Raw genomic sequence first — 19,693 nt, 5'->3', positions numbered from 1 at the left:
GTTAGATCAGCGGTGGCAGCAGTGCAACGACCGTTGCGGATGACGCAACGGCTAGGGAGGCTGGTCCTGGTGCAGCTGATGGATCGTGCGAAGGTGGCGGCCCTCGCCGAGGAGCGGCTCGACTGGCGGTTCAAGGCCGCCCCGGCCGCCGCCTGGGGCCGCAGTACGGCCGAGTACCTGGCGGGCGGGCCGACCCTGGACGATCTGGGCACCCCGCTGGTCACCCTCGACGCGGGCGCCCTCGAGCACAACCTCGCCACCATGGCCGCCTGGTGCGCCGAGGCCGGCGTCGGCCTCGCCCCGCACGGCAAGACCACCATGGCCCCCGCCCTGTGGCTGCGTCAGCTGGACGCCGGAGCCGTGGCCATCACCCTCGCCAACCTCCCGCAGCTGCACGTGGCCCGCGCCTTCGGCCTGCGCCGCATCCACCTGGCCAACACCCTGCTCGACCCGGCCGGCCTGCGCTGGCTCAGCGCCGAACTGGCCGCCGACCCCGAGCTGCGCTTCGCCTCCTGGGTCGACTCGGTGCGCTCCGTCGAGCTGATGGCCGAGGCCCTGCGCGGTGCCCCGGCTCCCGTCGCCGTCTGCGTCGAGCTCGGCGCCCCCGGCGCCCGGACGGGCTGCCGCACCCTCGCCGAGGCCGAGGCCGTGGCCCGGGCCGTGCACGCGGCCCCCGAGCTGCGCCTCGCGGGCGTCAGCGGCTACGAAGGCGCGATCGCCCACGATGCCACCCCCGACTCGCTGGCCGCCGTCGGCCGCTACCTGGACCAGCTCGCCGAACTGCACCAACTGCTGCTCGAGGCAGACCTGTTCGAGACCGCGGAGGTGTGGCTGACCGCCGGTGGCAGCGCCTACTTCGACGCCGTCACCGAGCGGCTGGCCCCGCTCGGCACCGACCGGACCAAGGTGGTGCTCCGCTCCGGGGCCTACCTGGCCCACGACGACGGCTTCTACCGCTCGATCTCCCCGCTGGCCCGCACCACCGCCGTCCCTTTCCGCTCCGCTCTGCACGGCTGGGCCCGGGTGGTCTCCCAGCCGGAACCGGGCCTGGCCCTGCTGGACGGCGGCAAGCGCGACTTCAACTTCGACCTGGGCTACCCCGAGCCCCAACTCGTCCGGGGCGGCGGCCAGTTGGATGCCGGGAAGCTGCAACATTCCCGAGTGGCCGCCATGAACGACCAGCACGCCTTCCTGCGCGAGGCCGAGGTGGCCGTCGGCGACGTGGTCAGGCTCGGCCTCTCCCACCCCTGCACGGCCTTCGACCGCTGGACGCTGCTCCCGGTGCTCGACTCCGCCGACGCCGAACTCCCGCGCGTGGTCGACCTGGTGCGGACCTTCTTCTGATGCACGACCTACTGGTGCGCGGCGCGTGGGTGGTGGACGGCACCGGCGCCGCGCGCTACCGCGCCGACACGGCCGTCACCGGCGGGGTGATTACCCCCGAGGCCTCGGGCGCCGCCCGCCGGGTGGTCGAGGCGGACGGGCTGGTGCTCGCCCCCGGCTTCATCGACATGCACGCCCACTCCGACCTCGCCGTGCTCACCGAGCCCGACCACCTGGCCAAGACCGCCCAGGGCGTCACCTGCGAGGTGCTCGGCCAGGACGGCCTCTCCTACGCCCCGGTGGACGACACCACCCTGCCCCTGCTGCGCCGCCAACTCGCGGGCTGGAACGGCGATCCGGCGGGCTTCGACTGGAGCTGGCGCACCGTCGGCGAGTACCTGGACCGGCTGGACGACGCCGGCCTGGCGGCCAACGCCTGCTACCTGGTGCCGCACGGCACCCTGCGCGCCCTGGTGGTCGGCTGGGAGGACCGCCCGGCGACGGCGGCCGAGCTGGCCCGGATGTGCGAACTGCTCGCCCAGGGCCTGCGCGAGGGCGCCGTCGGGCTCTCCACCGGGCTCACCTACACCCCCGGCATGTACGCCGACAGCGCCGAACTCACCGCGCTCTGCCGGGTGCTGGCCGCCCACGGCGCCTACCACTGCCCGCACACCCGCAGCTACGGCGCCGGGGCGCTGGCGGCCTACGCGGAGGTGATCGACCTGGCCCGGCGCACCGGCTGCGCGCTCCACCTCACCCACGCCACCATGAACTTCGGCGTCAACGAAGGCCGGGCGGTCGAGTTCCTGGCCCTGGTCGACGCCGCCCGCGCCGACGGGGTCGACCTCACCCTCGACAGCTACCCCTACCTGCCCGGCTCCACCACCCTGGCCGCCCTGCTGCCCTCCTGGGCCACGGCGGGCGGGCCGGCCGGGACGCTGGCCCGGCTGCGCGACCCGGCCGCCCGGGAGCTGATCCGGGTCGCGGTGGAGGAGACCGGCAGTGACGGCTGCCACGGCGTGGTCACCGACTGGTCCACCGTCCAGCTCTCCGGCAGTAGGACGGCCGAAGTCGGCCTCACCGTAGCCGAGTTGGCCTCGCGGCGGGGTGTCCGCGGCACCACGGCCTTCCTCGACCTGCTGCTGGCCGACGAGCTGGCCACCACGATCCTGCAGCACGTCGGCCACGAGGCGAACGTACGGGCGATCATGCGGCACCCGGCCCACACCGTCGGCAGCGACGGACTGCTCACCGGGGCCCGTCCGCACCCGCGCGGCTGGGGTACCTTCCCCCGCTACCTTGGCCACTACAGCCGCGAGTTGGGGGTGCTCACGCTGGAGGAGACCATCGCCCGGATGACCGGCCGCCCGGCCCGCCGGCTCGGCCTGCACCGCCGCGGCCTGATCCGCCCGGGGTACGCGGCCGACCTCGTCCTGCTCGACCCGGGCGCCGTCCGCGACACCGCCACCTTCGAAGACCCCCGCCGCCGGCCCGAGGGCATCCCGTACGTCTTCGTCGCGGGCACCCCCGTGATCGACGGCGGCCGCCCCACCGGCGCCCGCCCCGGCCGCACCCTGCGCCGCCAGCCCCGAGGAGCCGTCCGTTGACCAGCCCCGAACAGCCACCCTCGATACCGCCCCTGCCCAGGCAGCGCCGGGCCGAAGAGACCGGTGGGGGCGCGGCCGCCGCCGGACGGGACGCGATCACCGCCCTCGCCGCGGACCGGGTGATCGCCGTGGTGCGGGCGCCCTTCGTACCCGATCCGGCGGCGCTCTGCGCGGCGCTGGCGGCGGGCGGCATCCGCTGGGTCGAGTTCACCTTCACCACTCCGGGCGTGCTCGGCCACCTGCGGCGGGCGGTCGGCGCGCGGACCGGCTGCCGGATCGGGGTGGGCACCGTGCTCACCGGCCGGCAGGCCGCCGAGGCGGTGGCGGCCGGTGCGGAGTACCTGGTCACCCCCGGGGTCCGGGCCGAGGTGGCGGCGGTGCCGGTGCCGGTGGTGCTCGGCGCCCTCACTCCGACCGAGGTGGCCCAGGCCGTGGACCTCGGCGCGGCGGCCGTCAAGATCTTTCCGGCCCGCGCCTTCGGCCCCGGCTACCTCCGCGACCTCCGCGGCCCTTACCCCGACATCCCCCTGGTCGCCTCCGGCGGCGTCAACGCGGCCAACGCCCCGGACTTCCTCGCCGCCGGCGCCCTCGCCGTCTGCGCGGGCAGCGAGGTGGTCGCCCCGGCCCTGGTGGCGGCCGGGGACTGGCCGGAGATCACCCGGCGGGCGGCGGAGTTCACGGCGGCGATCGGCTGAGCCGGGCCGGACTTGAGGACTGCGGCCCGGCTCAGCGTGCTACCGGGGAGCTCACTGCCCGAGAATCAGCTGCGTGCCGTCGGAGCCCACCGCGATCGCCCTGGTGACGGCATCGGTCTCCTTGGTCCGGTTGGGCGGCACCCCCGGCCCGGACCGGCCCAGCCCGCGCCGCTGGGGGGTCGCGCGGATGGGTTCGCTCAGATGGCGGGGTGCGGCCGCCTGGGTTGGGATGGGCGCAGGACCGTCGCCGACGGGCCGTCACCAGTCGGGGCGAGGACGCGAGGGTGCGATCATGACCTGTCTCAACCGCAAGGACCTGGGTCTGCTGGCGCTGCGGGCCGCCGTGGGCGGTGTGCTCGTGGCGCACGGGACGCAGAAGCTGTTCGGCTGGTTCGGCGGGGGCGGTCTCGAGGGCACCGCCCAGGCGATGGAGCACATGGGCTTCGTCCCCGGCCGGGAGAGCGCGCTGGCGGCGGGCCTCGGCGAGGCGGGCGGCGGAGCCCTGCTGATCGCCGGACTGGCCACCCCGGCTGCCGGGGCGATCGTCGCGGGCACCATGGCGGGGGCGATCTCGGTGCACGCGCCGGGCGGCTTCTTCGCCACCGGCGGCGGCTTCGAGTACCCGGCCTTCCTCGGCGCCTGCGGCGTCGCCCTCGCGGTCTCCGGCTCCGGCCGCTACTCGCTCGACCACTTCACCGGCCACCTCCTCGACCGCTCCTGGGTCGGCCTGCTCGCCTTCGGCGCCAGCGCCCTCGGGGCGGCCAGCGTGGTCACCCGCCGCCAGGAGGTCGTCCGCCGCCGCGAGGCCCAGGCCGCCGACCAGGCCGACCTCCAGGCCGGCGCCGGCACCTCCTGACCCCCGGGCCGACCAACACCTACGGAGCTCCCATGCACCGCCGTACCGCTCTCGCCGCCGCCTCCCTCGCCGGAGCCGCCGCCCTGCTGCTGACCAGCTGCTCCTCCAGCTCCACCGACAAGGCGAGCTCGGCCGCCTCCTCGGCTGCCGCCGCCGCGCAGTCCGCGGCCTCCGCCGCCGCCTCGGCCGCGGGCGGGCTGGCCTCCTCCGCCCAGTCGGCCGCGAGCGCCCTCGCCTCCTCGGTGGAGTCCCTCGCGGGCGGGGCGGAGTCGGCCGCCGCCTCGGCGCAGTCGGCGGCGGCCTCGGCGATCGCCGGGGTCAAGGGCGGGGTGGACGCCAAGTCGGACGTGACGCTCGGTAACGTCGTCGCCGGTTCGGACGGCCGCCAGGACGTGCCCGTGACCGTCACCAACAGCGGGGGCAAGCCCTACCGCTACAGCGTCGAGGTGACCTTCAAGGACGACTCCGGCCAGGTCGCGGACGCCGTGGTGGTGCAGGTCCCCGAGGTCGCGGCCGGTGCCACCGCCCAGGCGAGCGCCAAGAGCAACCGCACCCTCAGCGGCACAGTGACGGCCGCCGTCGGCGCAGCGGTGCGGTACTGAGCGCCGAGGTCAGTGTGCGTTACGGAATGTCACTCGAACAGCTGAAATCCGGACGCTCAAGCTGGGTAGGCTGGCACTGTCGGCGAAAATCGCGCCCAGGGGAGCAACGATGACGGCCGTTCCAGACTGGCTCATCCCGCCGGTCGGCGGATTCACCGCCGACGATCTCGACAACATGCCCGGCCTCCCGCCGCACACGGAGCTGCTCGACGGGAGTCTGGTCTTCATGAGTCCACAGAGGTACTTCCACTCGGTGGCGATCGATCTCCTGATCCAAGGCCTCCGGATCCACTGCCCGCAGCACCTCCGGGTGGTGCGGGAGATGAGCGTGGTGCTGAGCAAGCGGGACCGTCCCGAGCCGGATGTCTCGGTGATCCGGGCCGAGGCGGTCAACAGAGGGAACGGGGACGAGACCAGCTACCGGCCCAGCGACGTCCTGCTGGCTGTCGAGGTCGTATCGCCGGATTCGGTCGAGCGCGACCGCGAGCTCAAGCCGCGCAAGTACGCCCGAGCCGGAGTCCCGTACTTCTGGCGGGTGGAGCAGAGTGAGGTGGGGCTGCACCCGGTGGTGTACGTCTACGAGTTGGACCCCGAGGCGGGCGAGTATGTCGCCAAGGGCGAATTCCGCGGTGAGCTCAGGGCAGCCGAGCCGTTCCCCGTGGCCATCGATCTGACGGAGATCGACCGCCTCTGAGTCATCCGGACTCGATCTGATCGTCCGCCGCACCGGCCCGCCCTCTCGGCGGGCCGGTGTTCTGCTGGTCGGGGCCGCTCCCGGTGGAGCCGGGCCGAACCTTAACGGGGCCTCAAGGGGCAATCCGGGCTCTTGACGCGGGAGTTGGTCTAGTCCATTTTTGTGCCAGGTGCAGGGAGCCCCTGGGCCGGCGCCGGTGGTCCAGACCTCCGGCGCCGGTTCGGCCCTGCTCACGACTGTCAGTTCGCATCCGTCAGACCGGTCCATGCTCGATTCCCAGCTGTCATGCCCCTGGCCATACGGCCCCACCCCGTGTGTCCCGCCCCGACGAGGTACGGCAGTCCCCCCACAACCAGGAGTCATGCACCCATGAATCGTGCCGTCCCCACGCCCCGGGCCGCCGTGCCCGCGCGGCGCCGCCCGAAGAGCCTGGTCGCGCTCGCGGCCGGCACCGCCGCCAGCCTGCTGCTCGGCGTCGGCCTGTCGCTCTCGGCCGGTGCCACCGCCCAGGCCGCCGCCACCAACTCCACCGGTGCCCCCGCGACCAGCGGCGGCATCAAGGTCGCCTACTTCGACCAGTGGTCGGTGTACGGCAACGCGTACTACCCCAAGACCATCCAGGACACCGGGGTCGCGGGCAAACTCGACTACCTCATTTATGACTTCGCGAACATCAACCCGACTTCGCTGAAGTGTTTCGAGGCCACCAAGGCCGCCTCCCAGAACGAGGACGACCCCAACGCCGGTGACGGCGCGGCGGACGCCTTCGCGGACTACCAGAAGTCCTTCGGCTCGGACATCAGCGTGGACGGCGTCGCCGACACCTGGAACCAGCCGATCACGGGCAACTTCAACCAGCTGAAGAAGCTGAAGGCGAAGAACCCGAAGCTCAAGATCCTGATGTCCATCGGTGGTTGGACCTACTCCAAGTACTTCTCGGACGTCGCCTCCTCGGACGCCAACCGCAAGGCCTTCGCCTCCTCCTGCATCGACATGTTCATCAAGGGCAACCTCCCGGTGGACGCCGGCTTCGGCGGCCCGGGCTCGGCGGCCGGCATCTTCGACGGCTTCGACATCGACTGGGAGTACCCGGGCGGCGGCGGCCACACCGGCAACCACTCCTCGGCGGCCGACAAGCAGAACTACACGCTGCTGATGGCCGAGCTGCGCTCGCAGCTCGACGCCCAGGGCAAGGCGGACGGCAAGACCTACGCCCTCTCGGCGGCGGTCGGCGCGGGCCAGGACAAGATCCAGAACGTGGAGACCGACAAGCTCGGCCAGTACCTCACGTTCCTGGACGTCATGACCTACGACATGCACGGCGCGTGGGACGCGACCGGCCCGACCAACCACCAGGCGCCGCTCTACTCGGGCCCGAACGACCCGATGACGCCGGTCAAGCCGGGCAACGGCAAGTACTCGATCGACAACGCCATCAAGGCCTGGACGGTCGGCGACCCGCAGTACGGCATCGCGGGCGGCTTCCCCGCCAAGAAGATCAACATCGGCGTGCCGTTCTACTACCGCGGCTGGACGGGCGTGCCCGCCGGCGCCAACCACGGGCTCTTCCAGAGCGCGACGGGCCCGGCCACCGGCGCGGCGATGTCCGGCAACGTCAACGGCATCCGGATGTACAAGGAGCTGAACGGCTTCGTCGACAACGCGGCCGACACCTACTGGGACGACACCGCGAAGGCCGCGTACTTCTACGACGGCACCACCTTCTGGACGGGTGAGAACGCCCAGTCGATCCAGGCCAAGCTGGACTACGCGCACTGCAACGGCCTCGGCGGCTCCTTCGCCTTCTCGCTCTACGACCTGGGCACCCAGACCGCGCTCTTCGACAAGATGGCCAGCGCCACCGACGGCTCCGCCGCGAGCTGCCCGGCCCCGACGCAGTCCTCCTCCCCGAGCCCGTCGAACAGCCCGACCTCCTCGCCGAGTTCCTCCCCGTCGAGCAGCCCCTCCAGCTCGCCCTCGAGCAGCCCGTCGACCTCCCCCTCCAGCAGCCCCTCCTCCTCGACCGGCACCTGCACGGCGCCGAGCTGGAGCGCCACCGCGGTCTACGCCACGGCCGGCACCAAGGTCTCCTGGAAGGGCCACTACTACACCAACAAGTGGTGGACCACGAACGAGGACCCGACCGCCAGCGGCCAGTGGGGCGTCTGGGCCGACAACGGCCCCTGCTGACCTCCTGACCCCAGGGTCCGACGGACCCGCCTGACGCACCTTCGGCCCCGGACGAGAGCCCTCGCCCGGGGCCGAGGCCTTCCCCCGGATGCCCTACAGTGTGGCGATCCCGCAGGTGAACGGCACCGCGGGCGGTCGAGGGGGAACGATGACGGACGGCGCAGTGGCTCAGGGGCCGGTCAGACGGCTGGTGGATCCGCAGGCCGTGGCGGTGGCCGCGCAGGTGCTGATGGTGCTGCGGCTGGTGGCGGTGCTCGTGGTGGCGGTGACCGGTGGCCCCAGGAGCGCGGTGTTCCCACTGCTCGCCCTGGCGGTCGGGCCGCTGGTGATCGCCGACGTCGTGGTGTCGGCCCGGTGGTTCTGGCGCTGCCGCTCCAACGGCGAGGTGCTGGCGCCGGGGGCGCACAAGTACTCGGTGGGCGGGGCGCTCGCCGCCTGGCTGTTCGCGGTTCCGGGCTTCTGGGTGCTCCGGCGGGCGCTCTCGGACCTGTGGCGTTCCAGCGGCGCCCCGGCGGGGGAGTGGCTGGTGAACGCCTTCACGGTCTGCCTGCTGGTCCGGCTGGTCGGCATCCTCGTCGAGTCCGCCTCGGGCGCCGGTGCGCTGGGCTACTCGGCCTTCGACCTGGTGGCGCTGTCGGTGCAGACCGGTCTGGACCTGGTGCTCGTCCGTGCGCTGACGGCCCGCCAGCGTGCCATGACCCCGCCGCTGCCCACGGCGGAGCCGCTGGGCGCGACGGCCTGAGCAGGCCGCCGCGTCCGTCGGTGTGTGACGCTCAGTCGACGCAGGGGACTTCGCCGCCGGCCGGGGCTGTGGTCGGCTCGGCGGTGAGGATGTCCTTCGCCTCGCCCTGCTTCGCCGCTGCCGCCTCGCCCTGCCACCGGATCGGGAGGGTGGAGGCGGTCGACCGGCCCTGTGCGAACGCGGGTACCTGGCGGACGAAGTCGGCCGGGTTCCAGCCCTGGTCGACCACCAGGTCGTCCTTCAGCGCGTCGTACAGCGTGCTCAGCCTGGCCGGGTCCGCCAGCACCCCGCCGCTGCGCAGCTTCTGCAGCACTCCGGCGAGGAAGGCCTGGGCCCGGTAGGTCCGTTGCAGGTCCGAGCCGTCGCCGACGATCCCGTGCCGCTGCCGTACGAAGGCCAGCGCCTGGGCGGGCCCGAGCTGCGACCGGCCGGCCGGCAGCCGGGCGCCGCTCATGTGGTCGTCCACCGCGTGGTTCAGGCAGACCGGCACCGGGCCGACCGCCTGCGCCACCCGGTAGAACCCGGTCATCGAGATCTCCGCGAAGTGGTCCACCGGCACCCCGGCCAGCTGCTGCACCGACCGGATCAGCGCCGTCCGACCGGCCTCCCGCGCCCGCCAGCGCAGGTCCGGTCCGGTGACGCCCAGGCCCCGCAGCCGCGTCGTCTCGACAGCCTCGGCCCGGGTGTACACCTTGTTGACGGTCACCTGCCCGCCGTCACCCGTGTCGACCAGCACGTCCCGGGGGACGGAGAGTTGGCGTGCCGAGCCGCCGCCGGGCGGGATGTGCAGCAGGATCAGGGTGTCCGCCGTGTCCACGTCGTCGTTGGAGATGTGCAGCTCCCCGCTGCGCAGGTCGGCCGGTGCGGGGCGACCCTGGGCGTCGGTGGTCGAGTCCAGCCCGACCAGCAGGACGGTCACCCCGTGGTCGAGCGGCGGCGGCGCGCTGGCCGAGGCGGCGGCCAGGGCCCCCGAGGTCCGCCCCGGCAGGCCGGAGGGGAGGGTCAGCGCGCTCGCCCCCGCCGCGACGGCCAGCGTCATCGCGCCGGCCAGCAGCACCGTCCGCCGCCCCCGCTTGCGCCGCCGCCCGGCCGCCATGGCGCCGTCCAGCAGAACGACCGGCTCGGCCGGCCCCAGGCCGACGGCCGCCTGCCCGAACGCCGCACTCAGCCGAGTCTCGAACTCCTCGTCCCCGCCCGTCACTTCACCACTCCGCTCGCCGCAGTCCCGCCCCAGGTCACCGAATTGCCCGGTCCGCTCATGGCGCCACCAACTCCGCCAGTTCGGAGCCGAGTTGGGCCCGCAGTCGGGCCAGCGCCCGGGTGCACCTGCTGCGGACCGCCGCCGAACTGTCCTTGACGATGGCCGCGGTCTCCTCGATGCTGCGGTCCTCCCAGTAGCGGAGCACCACCACCGCCCGGTCGCGCGGGGGCAGCCCCGCCAGCGCGTTGACCAGGACGAGCCGAAGGTCCTGGTCCCGCTCGCGCGCGGGCGGTTCGGGCAGCACCTGGCTGGGCAGCTCGCTGCTGCTGCGCCGGCGCCAGTGGGTCAGGAAGGCGCGGACCAGGACGGTCTGCGCGTACCCCGCCGCGTTCTCGATCCCGCCGGCCCAGCCGGGCCGGTGCAGCCGGTGCCATTGGGTGTACATCCGGCTCAGGGTGTCCTGCACCAAGTCCTCGGCCAGATGGGCGTCACCCCCGGTCAGGAAGAACGCCGACCGGTAGAGCTGCCCCGAGCGGGCCGCCGCGAAGGCGGCGAACTCCTCCTCGAAGGCGGCCCGCCGTCGAGCTGCGCCCACTGCTGTCTCCCATCCCCTTGTGTTGTCCGCCCTATGACGGCCTGGGGGTGGCGGGATGTTTCAAACAATCTCCCGGCGGGTCGGGCGGGGGCCTCAGTCCAGGTCGTCGGTACGGCCGAGGGCGTCGGGCTGGGACTGCTCGATCCGGCGGAGCATCCGGCCGAGCACGGTGGACAGGCCGGGGCGGTCCTCGGGGGTGACGTCCTGGAGGAGCTCCTCCTCGAAGACGGCGGCCATCCGCATGGACTCCAGCCACTTGTCGCGACCGGTCTCGGTGAGCTCGATGATCACGCGGACCCGGTTGGCCTCGTCCCGCTCCCGGGTGACCAGGCCCTCGGCCACCATCCGGTCGATCCGGTGCGTCATCGCGGCCGGGGTGAGGCCGAGCCGCTTGGCCAGCTCGCCGGGGCCGAGCTGATACGGGCTGCCCGCGACCACCAGGGCCTTGAGCACCTCCCACTCGGCGGGGGTGATCCCCAGCACAGTCAGCTGCCGCCCGTAGGCCACGCTCATCCGCCGGGCGACCCGGGACAGGGTGGAGACGATCGTCTCCACCTGGGGGTCGACATCGGGGAATTCCCGCTGGTAGACGGCCACCTGCTCGGCGATGCCGAGCTCGCCGGAGGAGGCGGGCCCGTCGGTCGGGGCAGGTCTGGGTGCGCTCATGGCCCCAGTGTCCCACGGAGGAGTGCAGCAGTTAAGCCTTTGACTCCTGAAGCTACGAAGCCTTAATCTTCATGAGCTAAGACTTTAGCTCTGAAATCTTCTGGGCTTAAGAGTATCCAGAGAAAGATCGACTCGAAAGGGTGTGCACGGTGACCGGCACGGTGAAGCAGCAGAGGCAGCGGCGTCATGGGGCGGGCGGCCCGCTGCGCCGCGTCCAGATCGGCAATGCGCTCAGCGCCTTCGGCAGCGGATTCACGATGCCGTACATGTTCGTCTACGTGGACCAGGTGCGGGGCCTGGGCTCGCTCGCGGCCGGGATGGTGTTCACCGTCTTCGCGCTCGCGGCGCTGGCCGTGCTCCCCTTCACCGGCCGCGGGATCGACCGGTACGGTCCTCGCCCGGTGCTGCTGGCGGGCGCCGGCCTGGCCGCCACCGGGGCGTTCGCCTTCGGTCACGCCACCAGCACCCCGGCGCTGCTGGTCTCCGCCTTCCTGTTCGGCGGCGGTGTCACCACCTGCCAGCCCGCGCTGGCCACGATGATCGTCCGCTGCTCCACCAGGGCGACCCGCTCGCGGGCCTTCGCGCTGCAGTTCACCCTGGTCAACCTGGGCATGAGCATCGGCGCGCTGGTCGGCGGCCAGATCGTGCACGCGGCCGACGCCGCCAGCATGACGCGGCTGTTCACCATCGAGGCGCTCACCTTCCTGGGCCTGGCCGCCGTCACCGGCAGCGCCCGGATCCCGGCCGCCGCCCCCGTGCTGGTGCCGGAGCAGGGCAAGGGCCCGAACGGGCTGCGCGCGCTGGTCGCCGACAAGGCGATGCTGCGCCTGTGCCTGCTCGCCGGGCTGATCTTCTTCACCTGCTACGGCCAGTTCGAGTCCGGCGTCGCCGCCTTCGCCACCGACACCGTGGGCACCGCGCCCGCCGTGCTCGGCCTGGCGATCGGGGTCAACGGACTGACCATCGTGGCCCTGCAGATGTTCGTCGTCCGGCTCACCGAGAAGCGCCGCCGCACCACGGCGATGGCCGCCGCCGGTGTGGTCTGGCTGGGCGCCTGGGCCACCGCGTTGGTCGCCGGCCTGGTCCGGGGCGAGGCGATGGTCGCCACCGTGGCGATCGTCGCGGTCTACGCGCTGTTCGGCGTCGGCGAGTCGCTGCTCGCGCCCACCATGGGCCCGATCGTCGCGGAGCTGGCCCCGGCCCGGCTGCTCGGCACCTACAACTCCGGCTACGCGATGGTGAAGCAGATCGCCGTCGCGGTCGGCCCGGCCGTCGGCGTGCTGCTGGTCGGCTCCGGCACCTGGCCGCTCTACCTGGCGGTCATGGCGCTCTGCACGCTGGGCGTCGTCGCGCTGGCCCTGCGCCTGCGCCGCTACCTGACCCCGGCGCAGGACAACGCGCAGGCCCCGGCCGTCTCCGTGGCGGCCCCGGCCCGGGCGCTGCAGATCGCGGCCTGACGGATCACGGACGTGCGGCCGGCTCCCCCCACCCCCGTGGGAGGGAGCCGGCCGCACGTGTGTGGCCGGTGCCCCGGACCCGCCGTCCGGAGCACCGACCCGTCACGGGTGGCGGGCCTCAGCCCGCCGTCGGCGGGCGCTGCCCGCCGGTGCCGACCGTCGGACTCAGCCGGCGCGCCGCCAGCAGGGCGGCGGCGACCACGCCGAGCATGACCAGGACGGTCGGCAGGAAGTCCTTCCACAGCTGGCCGGCGGCCAGGACGAGCACCAGCAGCAGGACGGGTGCCCCCGCCAGTGCGGCGCCCGCCGGGCCGTACTGCCCACGCTGCAGGGCGGACCGGGCCAGCAGGAGCAGCGTCAGCTCCGCCGTGAAGAGCACCAGGGCGAAGCCCGGGCCCTCGAGGACGGGGCGGACGAAGTCCACCGGCCAGAAGCCGCTCGTCTCCGAGAACAGCACGCTCCCGACCACCAGGCCGGCGCCGACCTGGAGCGCACCGCGCCAGGAGCGCGGCCCGAGCAGGTCGCGCGGGGCGGCGAGCAGGATCAGCAGCCAGAGCAGGCGGGGGCCGAAGTTGGTGGCGGTGTAGGCGGTCAGGTGCAGCGGCGGGTAGGCCGTCTCGTCGGACACGAAGGTCCAGAGCGCGACGAGCACGCTGACCGGCGCGAGCAGCCGGGCGGCCGTCCACCGGCCGAAGAGGGCCGACAGCACGGCGAGCACGCTGACGATCGCGCCGTACTGGTCCGTCCCTCCGAAGGACAGCGAGTGGGCCAGGTGGTACCCGTTGGCGTCCCGGCTCCACAGTGACCACGACAGCGTGTACGCCACCCCGGCCGCCACCGTCCCCGCCGCGAACGGCGCGGCCAGGCCCGCGGCCCGCCCGAGCGCGCCGGCCGAGCCGAGCCCGAGGCGCAGGCGCAGCCCGTGGGCGGCGAGGTCGAGCAGTTCGCGGCCGGTGGCCCAGCGGCCGGCTCCGGCGGTGGAGTCGGCGAAGACCGTGGCCAGTTCGGCGGCCATCTCCCGTCGGTAGCCGGCCGGGTGGAGCCGCAGGGCGATCCTTAACACGTTGTCACTCATGTGGAGTAGGCCCCCCTGAGCCTCGGCATGGACAGTCGGCGTTCGGCCTCGGCCGCGACGGTGCGCAGCCGCTCCGCCTCAGCGGTGAGGATTTCCCGGCCGGAGTGGGTGAGTGCGTAGGTGCGGCGGGCCCGGCCGTCGACGATCTCCTCGCCGACCACGTGGATCAGCCCCTGGCCGAGGAGCCGGTCGAGGGCTCCGTACAGGGTGCCGGTCCGCATCTTGACCCGGCCGCCGGAGATCGTGGCGACCTCCTGGAGGAGGGCGTAGCCGTGGCGTGGCGCATCGGCCAGGGCGGTGAGCAGGAGCAGGGTGGGCTCCTGCATCGGACGTTCTGTCATGGATCTAGATATACCGTCAGGCGACATATGCAGTCCAGGTGCTAGTGCTGGGCCGGCTGCAGGCGCCGGCGGCCCGCCAGCGCCAGGGCGACGCCCGTGGCGGCGGCCGCGGCGGGCGGGAGGAGCGCCAGCAGACGGGTGGTGACCCAGAGGTAGGCGGTCAGGTAGGTCAGTGCCACGGCACCTGCCGGAGAGGCCGCCAGGGCCACGGCCGCCAGCCGGAGATGGCCTCGGAGCAGTCCGGGCAGGGTGGCGACCATGAGGGTCAGCACCGGGGTCAGGAGCGCCAGCAGCGGGGCCGGTCCGTAGAGGAAGGGTTCCAGGCTCCGCAGCGGCGCGCTGTGTGTGGACACGCAGAGCAGTACGACGCCGACCAGCAGGCCGCAGACGGCGCTCAGGGCGCTCCACCGGTTGGACGGCCCGAGCAGATCGCGGGGGGCGGCCAGCAGGATCAGCATCCACAGTGCGCGCGGCCCGCAGTACAGCGCCCCGTAGAACACCACCTGCTTCCAGGGCCCGGGGTCGTCCTGCAGGAGCAGCACCGTGGCCCCGAGCAGGGCCAGCATGGCGGGTGGTACCAGCAGCCGGGTGGCGGTCCAGCGTCCGCGGACAGCTGCGAGAGCCGTCAGGGCGGCGAGGACCGCGGCGATCAGCTCCAGCAGGTACGGAGCGGTCGGGTGCAGCGGGTCCGAGTAGGGGCGGGGCCGGATCAGGTCCCGGAGCAGGGGGTCCACGGCCAGCCCGCTCGCCAGCGCCCCCGCCGCGAACGGTGCGGCCAGGCCCGCGGCGCGGGCGATCAGGCCGTGCGAGCCGAGTCCGAGGCGCAGCCGCAGGCCGTGGGCGGCCAGGTCGAGCAGTTCGCGGCCGGTGGCCCAGCGGCCGGCTCCGGCGGTGGAGTCGGCGAAGACCGCGGCCAGCTCGGCGCCCATCTCCCGCCGGTAGCCCGCCGGGTGGATCCCAAGGGCCAGTCGTAGTGCGCGCTGGGTCATGCGAAGGCCCCCCTGAGCCTTGGGATGGACAGTCGGCGCTCGGCCTCGGCCACCACGGTGCGCAGCCGCTCGGTCTCGGCCCGCAGGGCGCTGCGGCCGGGGTCGGCGAGCGCGTAGGTGCGGCGGGCCCGGCCCTCGACGATCTCCTCGCTGGCGACCCGGATCAGGCCCTGGCCGAGCAGTCGGTCGAGGGCGCCGTACAGGGTGCCGGTCCGCATCCTGACCCGGCCGCAGGAGATCGCCTCGATCTCCTGGAGCAGTGCGTACCCGTGGCGTGGTGCGTCCGCCAACGCGGTGAGCAGGAGCAGCGTGGGCTCCTGCATCGAACGTTCCGTCATGTCACCTAGATATACCGTCGACCGGCATATGTCGTCCAGGGGTAACGGGGCATCAGTCCGGCTCGCCCGGGCGTGCGGTGGCTAGGTGAACCCGGGCGGCAGCACATAGGGTCGGCCGGGGCCGCCGTACCGTCAGCGCACGGTCCGACCGGCCCGGTGGCACCAGTACGGACGGATCGGCGATGGCATGGCGCAGCTGGCAGTGACCGACACACCGACCACGGGGGCCGGTCCATCCGGGCTGGCCGTGCCCGGCCCGCTCGCGGTGCTGCGCTCGTGGCCGGGCGTGAGCTGGGCGATCCGTCATGCGGCGTGGCTGGGCCCGGCCGCCGTCGCGCTCTTCGCCGGGCTGCTGCGGTTCTGGGACCTGCAGCACCCCAACGCCTTCGTCTTCGACGAGACGTACTACCCCAAGGACGCCTGGTCGCTGCTGCAGCAGGGCTACGAAGGGGTCTGGCCGGAGAACGCCAACCCCGAGATCCTCGGTGTCCCGCAGGAGATCCCGCTCACCGCCTCCCCCGAGTTCATCGCCCACCCGCCGCTCGGCAAGTGGGTGATCTCGCTGGGGGAGTGGGCCTTCGGGCTGCACCCCTTCGGCTGGCGGGTGATGGTCGCGCTGCTCGGCACCGTCACCGTGCTGATGCTCTGCCGGATCGGGCGCCGGCTGTTCTCCTCCACCCTGCTCGGCTGCGTGGCCGGGCTGCTGATGGCGGTGGACGGCCTGCAGTTCGTGATGAGCCGGGTCGGTCTGCTCGACGGCGTGCTGATGTTCTTCGTGCTCGGTGCCTTCGGCTGCCTGCTGGTCGACCGCGACCACGCCCGGGCCCGCCTGCGGAAGGCACCGGACCCCGACGCCGCGAACCTCGGCCTCAGGCCCTGGCGGCTGGCCGCCGGTCTGCTGCTCGGCGCGGCCTGCTCGGTGAAGTGGAACGGCGCCCAGGTGCTGGCCGTCTTCGGCCTGCTCACCGTGGTGTGGGACCAGGCCGCCCGCCGCGGGGCCGGCGCCCGCCGCCCGCTGCGCTCGATGCTGCGGCGTGACGCGCTGCCCGCCTTCGCCTCCCTGGTCCTGGTGGCCGGGGCGGTGTACACCGCCGCCTGGTCCGGCTGGTTCGCCGGCACCGGCGGCTACGACCGCCGGTGGGCCGACGCCCGCGCCGGTCTCTCCCCGCCGCGCACACCGCTCGTCGACCTCCCGCTGCCCCAGGTCCCGATGAGCTGGGTGCCCGCCCCGCTGCGCAGCTGGTGGCACTACCAGGCGCAGATGTACGACTTCAACACCGGCCTGAGCACCCCGCACACCTACCAGTCCAACCCGTGGAGCTGGCTGGTCCAGGGCCGCCCGGTCTCGATGTACTGGCAGCAGGTCCCGGACGGGCAGCAGGGCTGCCACGCCGCGGGCGGCTGCGCGAGCCAGATCCTGGCGCTCGGCACCCCGCTGCTGTGGTGGACGGCCTGCGCCGCGCTGGTCTACCTGCTCTGGCGCTGGGGCTTCCGGCGGGACTGGCGCTCGGGCGCGGTGCTCGCCGGGGTGGCGGCCACCTATCTGCCGTGGTTCCAGTACCAGCACCGGACGATCTTCTCGTTCTACATGGTGATCCTGGTGCCCTTCCTCTGCCTGGCCGTGGCGCAGCTGCTCGGTGCGGTGCTCGGCCCGCCCGGCTGCTCGCTGAAGCGGCGCCAGTACGGTGCGGTGGCGGCCGGCACGGTGGTGCTGGCGATCATGATCTGCTTCCTCTTCTTCTACCCGCTGTACACGGCGGAGGTGATCCCGATGACGGACTGGCAGGCCCGGATGTGGTTCACCAGCTGGATCTGACCCGAGTGGCCGCCGGCCAGCTGCTGCCGGTCACCCCGCTGCTCGGGGTGGTCACCGGTCTCCTGCTGGTCGGCGCCGTGGCGGCGGCCGGGTGGGGGCTGCTCGGGCACGGGTGGGACGTGCTGCGGGCGGGGCTGCGAGCGGTGGTGCAGCTCGCGGCGGTCGCGCTGGTGATCGCCTGGGTGGTGGGCTCGCTCTGGACCTCGGCGCTGTTCGTGCTGCTGATGTTCGCGGTGGCCGTGCGCACCGCCGGGCGGCGGATGACGCCCGGCCCCGAGTGGGTCTGGGCGGCGGCGCCGATCGGGCTCGGGGTGCTGCCGGTGCTCGCGCTGCTGCTCGGCACCGGTCTGCTGCCCCGGCAGGGGCTGTCGGTGATCCCGGTCGCGGGCATCCTGATCGGCGGCGGGCTGACCGCCACCTCGCTGGCCGGCCGCCGGGCGCTGGACGAGCTGCGCCAGCGGCGCGGCGAGGTGGAGGCGGCGCTGGCGCTCGGCTTCGAGGAGCGGGACGCCCGGCTCGAGATCTGCCGCACCGCCGCCGCGACCTCGCTCGTCCCGGCCCTGGACCAGACCCGCACCGTGGGCCTGGTCACCCTGCCCGGGGCGTTCGTCGGCATGCTGCTGGGCGGGGCGAGCCCGGTGCAGGCCGGGGCGGTGCAGCTGTTCGTGCTGGTCGCGCTGCTCGCGGTGGAGTCGGTGGCGATCGTGGTGGTGCTGGAACTGGTCGGGCGGGGCAAGGTCGTCGGGTAGGCTGGTCGGCGTTGAAGGGGAGTAGCCCTCCACCGGCTCGTCGACATACTGGCCCATCCGTGGGCCCGGCGCCCGGGACATCCCGCCCGTCCGGGGTGTTGGCGAGACCTTCGGCCGCAGTGCTGTGACCATGACCAGTGCTGGCGGGCCGAGGCGTCCCCTGACGGAGCACCGGCCCGCCAGCCCTTGACCTGAGGGATTTTCGCGACCGATGAGCCTGACCGTAGCCGCCCTGACCTTCGGCATCATCTTCCTGGCCGAGCTGCCCGACAAGACCGCGCTGGCCAGCCTGGTGCTCGGCACCCGCTACCGCGCCGGCTACGTCTTCGCCGGTATCGCCGCCGCCTTCGCCCTGCAGGTGGGCCTCGCGCTGGCGGCCGGCAGCCTGCTGGCCATGCTGCCCCAGCGCTGGGTGGAGGGAGTGACCGGCGCGCTCTTCCTGCTCGGCGCCCTGATGCTGCTCTGGCACAAGGACGAGGAGGAGGACGGCCACGCCGCCAAGGAGCCCTCCTCGGCGAGCTTCTGGAAGGTCGCGGGCGCGAGCTTCGCCGTGGTCGCGGTGGCCGAGTTCGGTGACCTGACCCAGATCATGACCGCCAACCTGGCCGCCAAGTACGCCGACCCGCTCGCGGTGGGCCTCGGCGCCTGGCTGGCGCTCTGCGCGGTGGGCGGCATCGCGATCGTCGGCGGGCAGAAGCTGCTGCAGTACGTCCCGATGAAGGTGATCGTGCGGGTCGCGGCGGCGATCATGCTGCTGATGGCCGCCTTCAGCGTCTTCAAGGCCGTGACGGGCTGAGCGCCGCGCTACGCGTAGTTGGCGAGCGAGGCCCGGGTGGCGGGGCCGAACACCCCGGACGGGTCGTCGGTCACGGCGGCCAGCCGCTGGAAGTACTGGACGGCCTTGCGGGTCGCGGGGTCGAAGGTGCCGGTGACCAGCGAGTCGTCGTACTTCCAGTACATGGCGTCGGCCAGCTGCTGCTGCATCGCGCTGACGTCGGCGCCGGACATCCCCATCGAGAGGGTTCGGGGCCCGGCCGGGGAGGGGGCGATGCTCGGGGTGCTCGGCGTCGGGCTGGGCGAGGGGGCGATGCTCGGGGTGCTCGGCGTCGGGCTGGGCGAGGGGGTGGCCGAGTGGCTGGGGCTGGGGCTCGGGCTCGGCTTGTGGCTCGGTGAGGCCTTCGACGGGGAGGGGCTCGCGCTCCTCGAGGCGGTGGCGGGGGTGAGGCTCGGGTAGGCGATCCCGGCGTCCGGCTGGTAGCTGTCGGCCGCCCCGGCCACCGTACGGTTCCCGGCGTCGGAGCCCGGCAGGGTCAGCGCCAGCCCGGCGCCGACGGCGGCTATCCCGGCCCCGGCGGCGAGGATGACGGCCCGTCTGCGCCCGCTGCTGCGCCGCTGCTGCTGGCGCCGCTCGGCCCGTCCGCCGTGGTAGCTGTAGGCCGCGCCGACGGTCCGCTGCGGCGGCAGGTACGGCCTCGGCTCCTGGGCCGGCGGCAGCACGTCGGTCTGCGGCCCCTGGTCCGGTACCGAGGGGGCGCCGCCACCGACGTACGGGCGCACCAGCGGCGGGCCCTCGGTGTGGGGGAGGACGGCGGTGTCCTCGAAGTCCGGGTTCCCGGCCGGTCTCGGGTACTCCTGCTGCGCCGGATGCTCTGCCGGCATGGCCGGTCCTCCTCGGTCGGGCTGGCGAACGCGCCTGATTATGCAGCAGGTCCCTGCGGGAGCACAGGCAAGGGCGGTGGCAGCCGGCCACCATCGGG

General features: G+C 73.5%; 20 protein-coding genes. 12 read left to right on the top strand and 8 right to left on the bottom strand.

The features are described 5' to 3' along the window. Positions 1-78: 78 nt before the first annotated feature. The 8 genes from ABT095_RS09580 (at position 79) to ABT095_RS09545 (ending at position 8,709) form a co-directional block, all read left to right on the top strand. Positions 79-1,344 (top strand): alanine racemase, encoded by a 1,266-nt coding sequence (locus ABT095_RS09580; protein ID WP_350528766.1) that lies wholly within the window; start codon positions 79-81, stop codon positions 1,342-1,344. Further along, the gene (locus ABT095_RS09575) at positions 1,344-2,930 is read left to right on the top strand and encodes an N-acyl-D-amino-acid deacylase family protein (protein ID WP_350528765.1); all 1,587 of its coding nucleotides are present in this window, start codon (positions 1,344-1,346) and stop codon (positions 2,928-2,930) included. Before ABT095_RS09580 ends, ABT095_RS09575 begins: the two co-directional genes overlap by 1 nt. Next, positions 2,927-3,625, top strand: a complete 699-nt coding sequence (locus ABT095_RS09570) for a bifunctional 4-hydroxy-2-oxoglutarate aldolase/2-dehydro-3-deoxy-phosphogluconate aldolase (RefSeq protein WP_350528764.1) — start codon at positions 2,927-2,929, stop codon at positions 3,623-3,625. Before ABT095_RS09575 ends, ABT095_RS09570 begins: the two co-directional genes overlap by 4 nt. 292 nt (positions 3,626-3,917) lie before the next feature. Further along, a complete protein-coding gene (locus ABT095_RS09565) occupies positions 3,918-4,481 on the top strand; it encodes a DoxX family protein (protein WP_350528763.1) in 564 nt (187 codons plus the stop codon). Between the two features lie 32 nt (positions 4,482-4,513). Next, complete coding sequence (locus ABT095_RS09560; protein WP_350528762.1) at positions 4,514-5,083, top strand: hypothetical protein; 570 nt, start codon at positions 4,514-4,516, stop codon at positions 5,081-5,083. A 109-nt stretch (positions 5,084-5,192) separates the two neighbouring features. Continuing rightward, positions 5,193-5,777 carry a Uma2 family endonuclease gene (locus ABT095_RS09555; RefSeq protein ID WP_350528761.1) on the top strand — a complete coding sequence of 195 codons (585 nt, stop codon included), beginning with the start codon at positions 5,193-5,195 and terminating at the stop codon, positions 5,775-5,777. Positions 5,778-6,146: 369 nt separating this feature from the next. Beyond that, positions 6,147-7,967: a glycosyl hydrolase family 18 protein gene (locus ABT095_RS09550; RefSeq protein WP_350528760.1), complete on the top strand. Its 1,821-nt coding sequence runs from the start codon at positions 6,147-6,149 to the stop codon at positions 7,965-7,967. A 148-nt stretch (positions 7,968-8,115) separates the two neighbouring features. Beyond that, positions 8,116-8,709 (top strand): DUF4328 domain-containing protein, encoded by a 594-nt coding sequence (locus ABT095_RS09545; RefSeq protein ID WP_350528759.1) that lies wholly within the window; start codon positions 8,116-8,118, stop codon positions 8,707-8,709. Positions 8,710-8,740: 31 nt separating this feature from the next. Here ABT095_RS09545 and ABT095_RS09540 read toward each other — a convergent pair whose 3' ends face one another. The 3 genes from ABT095_RS09540 to ABT095_RS09530 form a co-directional block, all read right to left on the bottom strand. Further along, positions 8,741-9,910, bottom strand: a complete 1,170-nt coding sequence (locus tag ABT095_RS09540) for an LCP family protein (RefSeq protein WP_350528758.1) — start codon at positions 9,908-9,910, stop codon at positions 8,741-8,743. Positions 9,911-9,965: 55 nt separating this feature from the next. Then, positions 9,966-10,505 carry a SigE family RNA polymerase sigma factor gene (locus ABT095_RS09535; RefSeq protein ID WP_350528757.1) on the bottom strand — a complete coding sequence of 180 codons (540 nt, stop codon included), beginning with the start codon at positions 10,503-10,505 and terminating at the stop codon, positions 9,966-9,968. A 93-nt stretch (positions 10,506-10,598) separates the two neighbouring features. Beyond that, positions 10,599-11,171, bottom strand: a complete 573-nt coding sequence (locus ABT095_RS09530; RefSeq protein WP_350528756.1) for a MarR family winged helix-turn-helix transcriptional regulator — start codon at positions 11,169-11,171, stop codon at positions 10,599-10,601. A gap of 149 nt (positions 11,172-11,320) precedes the next feature. On the opposite strand from ABT095_RS09530, the gene ABT095_RS09525 reads away from it, so the two are divergent. Continuing rightward, positions 11,321-12,628, top strand: coding sequence for an MFS transporter (locus tag ABT095_RS09525; protein ID WP_350528755.1), 1,308 nt, complete (start codon positions 11,321-11,323; stop codon positions 12,626-12,628). 118 nt (positions 12,629-12,746) lie between these two features. Here the strand turns inward: ABT095_RS09525 and ABT095_RS09520 are convergent, their stop codons facing one another. From ABT095_RS09520 to ABT095_RS09505, 4 genes are read right to left on the bottom strand one after another with little or no spacing between them, the layout of a single operon-like run. Further along, entirely contained in the window at positions 12,747-13,703 is a 957-nt protein-coding gene (locus ABT095_RS09520) for a hypothetical protein (RefSeq protein WP_350528754.1), read from the bottom strand. Then, positions 13,700-14,044 (bottom strand): PadR family transcriptional regulator, encoded by a 345-nt coding sequence (locus ABT095_RS09515; RefSeq protein WP_350528753.1) that lies wholly within the window; start codon positions 14,042-14,044, stop codon positions 13,700-13,702. Before ABT095_RS09515 ends, ABT095_RS09520 begins: the two co-directional genes overlap by 4 nt. 41 nt (positions 14,045-14,085) lie before the next feature. Then, positions 14,086-15,033 (bottom strand): hypothetical protein, encoded by a 948-nt coding sequence (locus tag ABT095_RS09510; RefSeq protein ID WP_350528752.1) that lies wholly within the window; start codon positions 15,031-15,033, stop codon positions 14,086-14,088. After that, entirely contained in the window at positions 15,030-15,371 is a 342-nt protein-coding gene (locus ABT095_RS09505; protein ID WP_350528751.1) for a PadR family transcriptional regulator, read from the bottom strand. The genes ABT095_RS09510 and ABT095_RS09505 overlap by 4 nt, the downstream gene beginning before the upstream one ends. Before the next feature lie 187 nt (positions 15,372-15,558). Here ABT095_RS09505 and ABT095_RS09500 point away from each other — a divergent pair, with 187 nt between their 5' ends. The 3 genes from ABT095_RS09500 (at position 15,559) to ABT095_RS09490 (ending at position 18,732) form a co-directional block, all read left to right on the top strand. Further along, positions 15,559-17,187, top strand: a complete 1,629-nt coding sequence (locus ABT095_RS09500) for a dolichyl-phosphate-mannose--protein mannosyltransferase (protein WP_350528750.1) — start codon at positions 15,559-15,561, stop codon at positions 17,185-17,187. A 5-nt stretch (positions 17,188-17,192) separates the two neighbouring features. Further along, complete coding sequence (locus tag ABT095_RS09495) at positions 17,193-17,936, top strand: ABC transporter permease (RefSeq protein ID WP_350528749.1); 744 nt, start codon at positions 17,193-17,195, stop codon at positions 17,934-17,936. Positions 17,937-18,147: 211 nt separating this feature from the next. Further along, the gene (locus tag ABT095_RS09490) at positions 18,148-18,732 is read left to right on the top strand and encodes a TMEM165/GDT1 family protein (protein ID WP_350528748.1); all 585 of its coding nucleotides are present in this window, start codon (positions 18,148-18,150) and stop codon (positions 18,730-18,732) included. Between the two features lie 8 nt (positions 18,733-18,740). Here the strand turns inward: ABT095_RS09490 and ABT095_RS09485 are convergent, their stop codons facing one another. Next, the gene (locus ABT095_RS09485; RefSeq protein WP_350528747.1) at positions 18,741-19,595 is read right to left on the bottom strand and encodes a peptidoglycan-binding domain-containing protein; all 855 of its coding nucleotides are present in this window, start codon (positions 19,593-19,595) and stop codon (positions 18,741-18,743) included. Positions 19,596-19,693: the final 98 nt, after the last annotated feature.

Origin of the sequence: Kitasatospora sp. NPDC002227 (assembly GCF_040296285.1) — a bacterium.
GTDB lineage: Bacteria > Actinomycetota > Actinomycetes > Streptomycetales > Streptomycetaceae > Kitasatospora.
The sequence above is the reverse complement of the archived record's forward strand: the minus strand, read 5'-3'. Positions and strand labels throughout refer to the sequence as shown.

Excerpts from the sequence above, each read along its gene's own strand:
- ABT095_RS09500 (WP_350528750.1), top strand. The coding sequence starts at position 15,559 with ATGGCGCAGCTGGCAGTGACCGACACACCGACCACGGGGGCCGGTCCA.
- ABT095_RS09510 (WP_350528752.1), bottom strand. The coding sequence starts at position 15,033 with ATGACCCAGCGCGCACTACGACTGGCCCTTGGGATCCACCCGGCGGGC.
- ABT095_RS09545 (WP_350528759.1), top strand. The coding sequence starts at position 8,116 with ATGACGGACGGCGCAGTGGCTCAGGGGCCGGTCAGACGGCTGGTGGAT.
- ABT095_RS09560 (WP_350528762.1), top strand. The coding sequence starts at position 4,514 with ATGCACCGCCGTACCGCTCTCGCCGCCGCCTCCCTCGCCGGAGCCGCC.
- ABT095_RS09580 (WP_350528766.1), top strand. The coding sequence starts at position 79 with ATGGATCGTGCGAAGGTGGCGGCCCTCGCCGAGGAGCGGCTCGACTGG.
- ABT095_RS09555 (WP_350528761.1), top strand. The coding sequence starts at position 5,193 with ATGACGGCCGTTCCAGACTGGCTCATCCCGCCGGTCGGCGGATTCACC.
- ABT095_RS09515 (WP_350528753.1), bottom strand. The coding sequence starts at position 14,044 with ATGACAGAACGTCCGATGCAGGAGCCCACCCTGCTCCTGCTCACCGCC.
- ABT095_RS09490 (WP_350528748.1), top strand. The coding sequence starts at position 18,148 with ATGAGCCTGACCGTAGCCGCCCTGACCTTCGGCATCATCTTCCTGGCC.
- ABT095_RS09505 (WP_350528751.1), bottom strand. The coding sequence starts at position 15,371 with ATGACGGAACGTTCGATGCAGGAGCCCACGCTGCTCCTGCTCACCGCG.
- ABT095_RS09565 (WP_350528763.1), top strand. The coding sequence starts at position 3,918 with ATGACCTGTCTCAACCGCAAGGACCTGGGTCTGCTGGCGCTGCGGGCC.
- ABT095_RS09575 (WP_350528765.1), top strand. The coding sequence starts at position 1,344 with ATGCACGACCTACTGGTGCGCGGCGCGTGGGTGGTGGACGGCACCGGC.
- ABT095_RS09520 (WP_350528754.1), bottom strand. The coding sequence starts at position 13,703 with ATGAGTGACAACGTGTTAAGGATCGCCCTGCGGCTCCACCCGGCCGGC.
- ABT095_RS09530 (WP_350528756.1), bottom strand. The coding sequence starts at position 11,171 with ATGAGCGCACCCAGACCTGCCCCGACCGACGGGCCCGCCTCCTCCGGC.
- ABT095_RS09550 (WP_350528760.1), top strand. The coding sequence starts at position 6,147 with ATGAATCGTGCCGTCCCCACGCCCCGGGCCGCCGTGCCCGCGCGGCGC.
- ABT095_RS09485 (WP_350528747.1), bottom strand. The coding sequence starts at position 19,595 with ATGCCGGCAGAGCATCCGGCGCAGCAGGAGTACCCGAGACCGGCCGGG.